This is a genomic window from Pseudonocardia sp. 73-21, assembly GCF_001899645.1.
GTDB lineage: Bacteria > Actinomycetota > Actinomycetes > Mycobacteriales > Pseudonocardiaceae > Pseudonocardia.
In genome coordinates this window covers 1-7661 of the sequence record NZ_MKVV01000062.1, presented here as the reverse complement: position 1 = coordinate 7661, position 7661 = coordinate 1, and the positions used below count along the sequence as shown (strand labels likewise).

Here is a 7661-nt window from a genome sequence, read left to right as displayed (position 1 = left end):
CCCGAGTCGCCCGCCGCCGCGGCCGCCCACGCCGAGCCGCTCGCGGCCGGCACGCCCTGCTCGATCTCGGCGCGGTCGTGCGTCGACCTCGACACCCAGCGGGCCTGGCTGCTGCACGACGGGAAGATCACCCGCGGCCCCGTGAAGATCGCGTCCGGCGGCAACGGCGAGGAGACCCCGATCGGGCACTCGCTGCGGGTGTACCGCAAGGACAAGGACCACCTCAGCCAGGAGTCCCGGCTGGCGGACGGCCGGCCGGCGCCGATGCCCTGGGCGGTCTTCTTCCAGGACGGCGGCATCGCCTTCCACAGCGGCAGCCCGTCCCGGTCGTCGGCCGGCTGCATCCACCTGGCGCCCGCCGACGCCGAGGCCTGGTTCGACGACCTGCAGATCGGCGACCAGGTCCAGGTCGTGCGGGCCTCACAGGAGGAGGCCGCGCGCAGGACCGCGTGAGCCGTCGGTGATCCACTACGTTCCCCGGGACCCCACTATCCGGCCTGCGACCCCCGCCGCGCGTCGAGCGCCAGCCAGACGGTGTCCCGGGCCAACGGCAGGTCGGTGAACCGGACGCCGGTGGCGTCGCGCACCGCGTTGGCCAGCGCGGGCGCCACCGGGTTGAACGGGCTCTCGCTCATCGACTTGGCCCCCAGTGGCCCGATCGCGTCGGTGGTGTCGACGAAGTGCACCTCGGTGGGGGGCACGTCGGCGAACGCGGGCAGCCGGTACTCGCGGAACGCGGTGGTGGTGACCCGGCCGTCGGCGTCGAGGCGCACCTGCTCGAACTGGGCCGCACCCAGCGCCTGGGCGACGCCGCCCTCGACCTGCCCGCGGCACTGCATCGGGTTGAGCACGCGGCCGGCGTCGGCGGCGTGCACGCTGCGCAGGATCCGGATCTCCCCCGTCCCGGGGTCGACGGCCACCCGGAACCACTGGACGTTGAAGGCCACCGACCGGGGCGTGCCGCCGAACGTGCCGTGCGCGACGACGTCGCGGCCGGCCCGCTGGTGCAGCTCCTTGAGCAGGATCTGGCGGTCCCCGGCCTGCACGGCGTCGACGACGAGCACGCACTCGCGCGCGTCGACGCCGAGGTACTGGGCGGCGAGCATCCGCAGGCTCCCGGCCAGCGCGTGCGCGGCCCGCAGCGTCGCCTTGCCCGCGACGACCGTGCCGGTGGAGCCGAACGCGCCGGTGTCGTGGCCGACGAGGTCGGTGTCGGACTGGCGCACGGTGATCCGGTCGGGCCGCGTGCCGAGGGCGTCGGCGGCGATCTGGCGGTGCACGGTGGTGGTGCCGTTGCCGAACTCGGTCGTGCCGACGGCGACCTCGATCGCCCCGTCGGGCAGCAGCCGGGCCACCACGTCGGCGGTGTGGCCGCCGGGCGGGCCCGTCGCGATCATCGACAGCGCGCTGCCCGACCCCACCAGCCACCCCTCCGGCACCGGACCCGCGGGTTCGGCCGCCGCGGCCCGGACCACGTCGAGGCACTGGTCGAGGCCGTAGCTGGCGACGTGCAGGTCGTCGTCGTGGCCGGCCGGCGCGACCACGGGGTCGCCGGAGCGCAGGATGTTGCGCTCGCGCACGGCGAGGGGGTCGAGCCCGAGCGTGCGGGCCAGCTCGTCGATCGCCGACTCCACCGCGAACGTGACCTGGCCGAGGCCGTAGCCGCGGAACGCGCCCGACGGCACGGTGTGGGTGTGGACGGCGAACCCGTCGACCTTCTTGTGCGGGCAGGTGTACACGGCGAGCGACTCGGCGACCGCGTGGAACATCACGGCCGGGCCGTGGTTGCCGTACGCGCCGGTGTCGGACACCGCGCGCACCTGGATCGCCGTGAGGGTGCCGTCGGCCCGGGCCCCGACCTTCACGCGCACGGTGAACGGGTGCCGCGTGGTGGCACCGACGAACTGCTCGGCGCGGGTGAACTCCAGGCGCACCGGCCGGCGCAGTTGCAGCACGGCGAGCGTGACCACGTCCTCGACGAGCATCTCCTGCTTGCCGCCGAACCCGCCCCCGACGCGGCCCGCCACCACCCGCACCGACTCGGCGGGCAGGTCGAACAGGTCGCACAGCGCGCGGCGGGTGAGGAACGGGACCTGGTGCTGGTGCGCACCACCAGCGAGTCGTCGGCCTCCAGCCAGCCGACCGCACCGTGCGTCTCGAGGCTGGCGTGCTGCACGCGCGGGGTGTGGAACGTCCGCTCGTACACGGCGGCGGCCGCCGCGAACCCGGCCTCGACGTCGCCGACCTCCCCGTGCACCTCCCCCACCACGTTGCCCGTCGCCTGCACCAGCGGCGCGCCGGGGCGCAGGGCCTCCTCGGGATCGGTGACGGCGGGCCGCACCTCGTAGGTCACCCGGACCCGGCGGCAGCCCTCCTCCGCGGCGGCCTCGGTGTCGGCCACCACGGCGGCGACGCGCTGCCCGACGTGGCGCACGACGTCGTCGAGCACGCGGGTGTCGGCCGGGTCGTCCGCCGGGTTCTCGTGCCGGCCGCTGGAGAACCGGCGCCGCGGCGCGTCCTCGTGGGTGAACACGGCCTGCACCCCGGGCAGGGCCAGCGCGTCGGCGGTGTCGATCGCGACGACCCGGGCGTGCGCGTGCGGCGAGCGCAGCAGCTTCATGTGCAGCACACCCGGCACGTCGACGTCGAGCGTGTAGCGGGCGGTGCCGGTGACGACCTGCGGGCCGGCGGGGGCCGCCACGCTCGCCCCGACCGCCCGTCCCGGGCACGCCGTCTCGACGGTGGTGACACCGCGGACGGCGTCGGAGATGGCCCGGTAGCCGGTGCAGCGGCACAGGTTGCCCTTGAGCGCCTGGGGCAGGTCGGCGAGCTGGGCCTCGTCGAGCGCCGCCGTCGTCATGACGAACCCGGCGGTGCAGAAGCCGCACTGGAAGCCCTGGGCGTCGAGGAACCGCTGCTGGACCGGGTGCAGCTCCCCGGCGGTGGCGAGGCCCTCCACGGTGGTGACCGCGTGCCCGCCGGCCCGGACCGCCGGGTAGAGGCAGCTGTGCACGGGGACGCCGTCGACGTGCACGGTGCACGCGCCGCAGTCGCCGGAGTCGCAGCCCTTCTTCACCCCGAAGCAGCCGCGTTCGCGCAGGTAGGTGCGCAGGCACTGGCCGGGGCGGGGCTCGGTGGTGTGCTCGACGCCGTTGACCTCGACGGAGAACGTCACGAGAGCTCCTCCCTGATCTGCTCGGCGAACCGGAAGGTCAGGTGCCGGCGCCAGGCCGGGTGGCCGTGCAGGTCGTCGAACCAGTGCTCCACCTCGTCCTCGACGGCCTCCCGGAGCTCCCCGGCCGTGGGCGGGACGGCGAACCTCAGCCGGTGGGGCCGGGGCGTGGCGGCGGTGATCGTCAGCGTCATCGCGCCGTCGGCGTCCCGGGTCCCGATCAGCAGCGCCGCCGAGCGCCCCAGGGTGGACAGCGAGGCCTGCCGGAACGCGGTGCGGGCCGGCAGCGGCCCCACGGTGACCGAGCGCAGCAGCTCCCCCTCCCGCAGCGCGGTCCGGCCGTCGCCGACGACGAACGCGGTGACCGGGAGGGTGCGCGCCGCACCGTCGGGTGCGAGCAGCAGGCACCCGCCGTCGAGCGCGGTGGTCAGCGCGATCATCGGCCCGGCGGGCAGCGCGGCGCAGAGGTTGCCACCGACCGTGGCCATGTTCCAGATCGTGAACGACGCCAGGAACGCGCGGCAGCACTGCCCGAACAGCGCCACCGGATGGGCGGCGAGCCGGGCGACGGTGCAGGTGGCGGCGATCTCCAGCCGCCCGTCGGGGTCCTCGACGAGCGGCTCCCAGCCCGTCCCGCCCAGGTCGCGGAGGCGGCGCAGGTGCACACCGGGGGCGGAGAACAGCGCCGTGCCGCCGGCGAGCCACGCGTCGCCCGGCCGCCAGGCGTCGACGGTACGGGCGTCGACCCACTGCTCCACGGTGTGCAGATCCACGCGTCCTCCGTCCGTCCCGGGACAGTGAAGCAGGCCGATGTTGCGGCCGATATGACCGCGCCGGTCGGACTGGCCGCCCGGGCCGGCTACCTCGGCGTCAACATCCTGCGCAACCGCTGACCCCGCCCGTCACCAGCGGCACCGGCCTGCTGTTCATCGTCACCACCGTGCCGTCGTCGTCGTGCCGGATCCGCAGGCGCGCCGTGCAGGCGCGCACCGTGGTGAACCCGAAGCCGTCCCCGCCGTGGTCGGCCCGCCACCGGCCGTGGTCCCGCACGACCACCACGATGCGCCGCTCGGTGGCCCCGACGACGAGGCGGCCCGTCACCTCCACCTCGCCGGCGTCACCGCCCAGGTAGGCGTGGTCCACGGCGTTGCCCGACGCCTCGCTGACCGCGAGCAGCATGTCCACCCGTTCGGCCTCCGGCCATTCCAGCTCACGCAGCCACCGGTCCAGCCCGGCCCGGAAGAAGACGAGCTGGACCGGATCCGCGCTGAACCGGATGCTGAAGAACCCCGACCTTTCCGACACCCCCCCACAATGACGGTCCCGGACCTGCCGCGCGAACTCCGCCATCGGGCCGGCGGTTTTCCGTGCGCGAGTCGGCGCGGCGGCGGGGACCCACAGGACTGCCGCTGCGGACGCTGCCGGGCGGTGCCGTCGGCCGGGTGCTCACCCTCGCCGGGGTCAGGCGGGAGTGAGGGCGCGCACCCGCCCGGCGAGGGTGCCCTCGAAGAAGTCGAGGAACCCGTCGGGGTCGGGCCCGGCGTTCATGAGCACGATGCGGTCGAAGCCGGCGTCGGTGAACTGCTTCACGACCTCGACGTGCCGCTCCACGTCCGGGCCGCAGGCGAACTGCGCGACCATGTCCTCCTCGCGGACGGTGGTGGTGGCGGCCTCGAAGTTGACGGGGTTGGGCAGCTCGCTCATGACCTTCCAGCCCGTGAGCCCCCACCGGTTCGTCGACAGCGCCGCCTTCGCCGCGGACTCGACGTCCGGCGCCCAGGCCAGCGGGGCCTCGGCGTAGCCGGCCCCCGTGCCGCCCGCCTCCCGGTACCGCGCCAGCAGATCCGCGTCGGGCTCGGTGGCGAACAGGGCGTCGCCCAGCTCCGCGGCGATCCGCACCGCCGCGGGACCGCCACCGGCCACCGCGATCTCCGGCGGTCGCTCCGGCAGGTCGAACACCTGCGCGTCCTCCAGCTGCAGGTGCTTGCCCTCGTAGGACCGGTAGCCGCCCTCCCACAGCAGCCGGATGATCTCCAGCGCCTCGCGGAACATCTCGTGGCGAGCGTGCACGGCCGGGAACCCGCGCCCGACGACGTGCTCGTTGAGCCGCTCCCCCGACCCGACGCCCAGGGTGAACCGGCCGTCGGAGACCAGCGCGAGGGTCGCCGCGGCCTGGGCGATGATCGCCGGGTGGTAGCGGATGGTCGGGCACGTCACGCCCGTGACCAGCCCGATCCGCTCGGTCCGTGCGGCGATCGCGCCGAGCACCGTCCAGGTGAAGGAGCTGTGGCCCTGGTTGTCGAGCCAGGGATGGAAGTGGTCGCTCATCTCGACGAAGTCGAATCCGGCCCGCTCGGCCCGCACGGCCTGCCGGATGATCTCGTTGGGCCCGAACGCCTCGCTGGCGAGCTTGTATCCGATCTGCATGCCGGAGGCGGTACCCGCCCGCGGGCGGCGGAAACGGCCCGGTCGGGAACCGGCCCGGGCACGGTGCCGGCGCCCCCCGTCCGTGCCCCGGCCGACGGGGCCGGCCCGGGATCAGCCGGGGGCGCTCGAGAACGTCGGCTGCTGGACCGTCGACCTCCGCCGTGGCCGCTCGACCGGCTCGGGCGCCGCCGCAGACACCGGCTCCGCCACCGGCGCGGCGTTCCGGGCCTCGTAGGCCGCCACCACCTCCGACGGGAGCCGGCCGCGCGTCGAGACGCCGAGCCCCTGGGTCTGGGCCCACTCCCGGACGGCCTGGTTCCGCGCACGGTCCGACGCCCCGGACGCCCGGCGCGGCGCGCGGGCGGCCCCTCCGGTCCTGCGCCCGGCGGACACGAACGGCGCGAGGATCTCGCGGAGGCGGGCCCCGTTCCGGGCCGAGAGGTCGATCTCGTAGGTCGCGCCGTCGAGCGCGAACGACACCGTGCCCTCGGCCTCTCTCCCGTCGAGATCGTCGACGAACGAGACGTCCACCTGCTGAGCCATCGAGACACCACGATCCGGGAGTGCGTGCGGAACTGCCGGGACGAGGGTACTTCCACGGGCATCGGCCACTCGCGGCACTGCGGGCGCGAGGTCACCGGTCGGGGAAAAAATCTCGCGTCCGACGCTTCGGGGGCGGCCGGTTCGGGCACCCACCCCCGAGAAGACGACAGAGAGGGAGGCGTCCGGATGGGTGCTCGCGCGGACATCCGGTCGCCGTCGCCGCTCGGGGAACGCTACGTCCTGGGTGACGTCATCGGCGTCGGGGGCACCGCCACGGTGCACCGGGCCGTCCACCGCGGGTCGGGCCACGAGGTCGCCGTCAAGATCTTCAACCCCGGCGTGGCCGGGGCGGACGGGCTGCAGGGCCAGCGCTCGGTGGCCGCCGTGCTGACGGAGGTGGACCACCCCGGGCTCGTCGCGGTCCACGAGTCCGGGGTCGACGGCGACCGGATGTACCTCGTCATGCAGCTCGTCGACGGCCCGTCGCTGTCCGCACGGTTCCTCGACGGTCCGCTGCCGGTCGCCGACGTGATCGCCCTCGGTGCCCGGCTGGCGGACGCGCTCGCCCACGTGCACGACCGTGGTGTCGTGCACCGCGACATCAAGCCCTCCAACGTCCTGCTCGACGCGAGCCACTCGCCGTACCTGACCGACTTCGGCATCTCCCGGCTCGTCGACACCACCCGGGTCACGGCCACCGGGATGACGGTCGGCACCCCCGCCTTCATGGCCCCGGAACAGGTCCGCGGCCAGCTGGTCGGCCGTCCGGCCGACATCTACTCGCTCGGGCTGGTCCTGCTCGAGGCGGTGACCGGGCGACGCGAGTACCCCGGCGGGGTCGTCGAGTCCGCCGTCGCCCGCCTGCACCGCGATCCGGCCGTGCCCGAGGGCCTGCCGGAACCGCTCGGCGGGCTCCTGGCCGCGATGACCGCACAGGATCCTGCGCAGCGCCCCACCGCGGCCGCCGTGGCCGCGCGTCTGGGACCGGCGTCCGGCCACACGCGGGAGATCCCGGTGCCGGCCGCGCCCGGGCACCGGACCGGGGTCTGGATCAGCGCCGCGGCCGCGACCCTCCTGCTCGCCGCCACCGTGTCCGGACTGGTCGACCTGACGGGGTCCCCCGGCCCGGCGACGGCCGTCACCCGGCAGGACTCCCCCGGCCCGGTGGAGCCGTCGGCGCTCCCTGCCGCTCCCACGGCGGTGGCCGGGCCGGCGGCGCCGGTCGCACCGGTCGCGGCCCCCGGCACCCCGCCCGGCACCGGCACACCACGGGACGTCGCGGTGGCCGTCCCCGTCCGGAGCGCCGCAGGTCCGGACTCCCCGACGCCACCGGTCGCCGACCGCCCCGGGCCCAGCGGCCCCGGGGCGGAGCAGCCCGGGAACGGGTGGGGCGGTGCCAAGAACACGGGCAAGGGCGCCGCGAAGGGCCAGGGCCGCGGGAAGAAGGACTAGGACGCTCCTGAAAAAGCCGGTCGTGTCGGTCCTGGCCGGGACGGTCGGGGCTGGGAGGATCGGTGGG

Annotated in this window: 7 protein-coding genes; 2 read left to right on the top strand and 5 right to left on the bottom strand. The window is 75.3% G+C overall.

All coding sequences use genetic code 11. The features are described from left to right. On the top strand, window positions 1–453 hold a 453-nt coding region (locus tag BGP03_RS20480), incomplete at its 5' end, for a L,D-transpeptidase (RefSeq protein ID WP_299737079.1). A gap of 35 nt (window positions 454–488) precedes the next feature. Here BGP03_RS20480 and BGP03_RS20475 read toward each other — a convergent pair. The 5 genes from BGP03_RS20475 to BGP03_RS20455 form a co-directional block, all read right to left on the bottom strand. Continuing rightward, the gene (locus BGP03_RS20475; RefSeq protein ID WP_363094155.1) at window positions 489–3116 is read right to left on the bottom strand and encodes a molybdopterin cofactor-binding domain-containing protein; all 2628 of its coding nucleotides are present in this window, start codon (window positions 3114–3116) and stop codon (window positions 489–491) included. A gap of 55 nt (window positions 3117–3171) precedes the next feature. Next, window positions 3172–3945: an FAD binding domain-containing protein gene (locus tag BGP03_RS20470; protein WP_298799156.1), complete on the bottom strand. Its 774-nt coding sequence runs from the start codon at window positions 3943–3945 to the stop codon at window positions 3172–3174. A gap of 97 nt (window positions 3946–4042) precedes the next feature. Continuing rightward, window positions 4043–4477 (bottom strand): ATP-binding protein, encoded by a 435-nt coding sequence (locus tag BGP03_RS20465; protein ID WP_296372018.1) that lies wholly within the window; start codon window positions 4475–4477, stop codon window positions 4043–4045. Between the two features lie 156 nt (window positions 4478–4633). After that, complete coding sequence (locus BGP03_RS20460) at window positions 4634–5599, bottom strand: TIGR03557 family F420-dependent LLM class oxidoreductase (protein WP_296372020.1); 966 nt, start codon at window positions 5597–5599, stop codon at window positions 4634–4636. 111 nt (window positions 5600–5710) lie between these two features. Continuing rightward, window positions 5711–6142: an Lsr2 family protein gene (locus tag BGP03_RS20455; protein ID WP_298799155.1), complete on the bottom strand. Its 432-nt coding sequence runs from the start codon at window positions 6140–6142 to the stop codon at window positions 5711–5713. 186 nt (window positions 6143–6328) lie between these two features. On the opposite strand from BGP03_RS20455, the gene BGP03_RS20450 reads away from it, so the two are divergent. Beyond that, window positions 6329–7594: a serine/threonine-protein kinase gene (locus BGP03_RS20450; RefSeq protein ID WP_296372024.1), complete on the top strand. Its 1266-nt coding sequence runs from the start codon at window positions 6329–6331 to the stop codon at window positions 7592–7594. Window positions 7595–7661 lie beyond the last annotated feature (67 nt).